This is a genomic window from Lysinibacillus parviboronicapiens (genome assembly GCF_003049575.1).
In the GTDB taxonomy this organism is placed as follows: domain Bacteria; phylum Bacillota; class Bacilli; order Bacillales_A; family Planococcaceae; genus Lysinibacillus; species Lysinibacillus parviboronicapiens.
Map to the genome: position 1 here is coordinate 1 of NZ_PYWI01000072.1, position 2,126 is coordinate 2,126.

Genomic DNA, 2,126 nt, shown 5'->3' on the forward strand with positions numbered 1-2,126 from the left:
AACATACAACTTTTGATTGAATAAATTATTATAGGTTCCCAAAACAGCATAGATAGTAGTTCCAATAAAAGACGGTTATTCAAACTGAAAAACGCGATCTTCATATTGAAGAATCGCGCCCGATTGTTGAAGAATGAACCTCAAACTTTAATAATAATTCGCCTTGGTATTTATTTATGATACTGTTCTCCGTGACTAATGTAATTACTCTGTTTTTAATTTCATATCTCAAGTAAGATATATTTAAAGCAATTATACAAAATTTCCATTAATATCAAATTGATCACTTTTATAGGAGACTAACAATGAAAATTTCAGAAGTTTTTACCGCTGGTGGAGTTCCTAGTATTACATATAATGCTCGTTCTGAATATCGACTTGAAGAAAATTTAGTACTTGATTTAGAAATAGAAGGTAAAATACTCTCCATTACCGGCCCTACAAAAATAGGTAAATCAACTTTATGTAAAAAAGTCATACGCATAGATAAATTAGTTAGTGTACCCTGTGGAGGACTTAAAAATATAGATGATTTGTGGTCAACAATAATTACTAAGTTATCCTTAGCAAATACACAGGTTAATGAAAATGAAAGTGAAAAAACAAAAACCGACACTAATGAATTAACTGTCGGTACAGAAGCTGGATTTTTCAATTGGTTAAAAGCAAAAGTTGAAGGTAAGCAACAAAAGGCAAATGCTACTCGTGAAGCTACTCGTTCACAAACCATATTTGAAGCTCGACCTTTGGACCTCGCTATAGAAGGTTTAATTCAAAATAAAAGTGTCCTGGTTTTAGATGATTTTCATTACTGTACAAAAGAATTGCAAACAGAAATAATTCGCTCTTTAAAAGACCCATTATCAATTGGATTAAAAGTAATTATTTGCTCAGTACCTCATAGAGATGAAGACTCTATAAAAGTTGAACACGAGCTTGAAGGTCGAATCCTTCAATTTCGTATAAGTCAATGGAGTCCTCAGGAATTAAAAGAAATATCTATCAAAGGATTTACAGCATTAAATTTACAAGTCCCAGAGAGTATTATAAATAGCTTTGTTAATGAAAGTTATAAAAGTCCACACTTGATGCAAGAATTTTGTTACAGATATTGCAGATGGAATAACATTTTTGAAAAACAAGTAGACCTTATACATATGAACGACGCTCTTAACTTAGAAACATTTTATTCCCAATTAATTGATACATTTTCATCAAAATTTTTATATGAAAAGTTAGTTAGTGGTCCTGATAGAGAAAGAAAAATGAGGCAACTTAAGAATGGAAGTGAAGGTGACATTTATTATGTCATTATGCTAGCATTATCTGAACTTACTCATTTAGATTCAATAACTCCTGATATAGTTAGAGAAAAATTGAAAGAATTATTAGAAGCAACTTCAATGCCAAACAAGCAACAAGTTCAACAAGTTTTAAGTAAAATGACCGATATTGCCAAGACCTCAACAACTAGGGAACCTTCAATTGATTTTCAAGAAAATAAATTATTCATTGTAGATCCATTTTTTGCTTTTTACCTAAAATGGTGTGAAAAATAAGAAATAAGTCTCCTATAATAATTTTATAGGAGATTTTTTATCTAATTACTCAAATATATATTGTTTATATTAAGTCATTTAAAGGTTGAACATCCTTTACGATACGTTTTTCCATAATAAATTTCACACTGTAATATAAATAATATGTCTCTCAAATGAAAAAGAAGCTTACTTTATTTCAAGAATAGCGTGCGATTAAGATTGTCATTGAAATTTCCAGCAGGATTCTTTTTTTGTTCTTCGCGATATAAACGCTCTCTTTCCTGTTCTGGTGTTTCTTTTCTTGTAGACATCTATATTACCTCCTGATATATAAGTATTTCTAGAAGAGGTCAATAAATTCCTTTAAACCTACCCAAAGCATCGTTTGGTAATATTGCATAAAAGACTTTTATTCCACAATATGGCCATTAAATGCAAATAGACGCATTCCTTATTAGAGAATGTACTGCACCCCAAAAGTTAGAGTAAAAAACTAACTTTTGGGGTGATTTTTTATGACTAAATATAATGAAGAATTTAAATTGATGGTGGTTCAAGAATATTTAAGTGGCTCTCTAGGATATC

At 30.2% G+C, this 2,126-nt stretch carries 2 protein-coding genes; one reads left to right on the plus strand and one right to left on the minus strand.

The genetic code is table 11. The annotated features are described in order from the left end of the window. The first annotated feature begins 305 nt into the window (after positions 1-305). Positions 306-1,559, plus strand: a complete 1,254-nt coding sequence (locus tag C9J35_RS22875) for a hypothetical protein (protein ID WP_107927134.1) — start codon at positions 306-308, stop codon at positions 1,557-1,559. 173 nt (positions 1,560-1,732) lie between these two features. On the opposite strand, the gene C9J35_RS24455 is transcribed toward C9J35_RS22875, so the two are convergent. Beyond that, positions 1,733-1,852, minus strand: coding sequence for a DUF6366 family protein (locus C9J35_RS24455; protein ID WP_235616414.1), 120 nt, complete (start codon positions 1,850-1,852; stop codon positions 1,733-1,735). Positions 1,853-2,126: the final 274 nt, after the last annotated feature.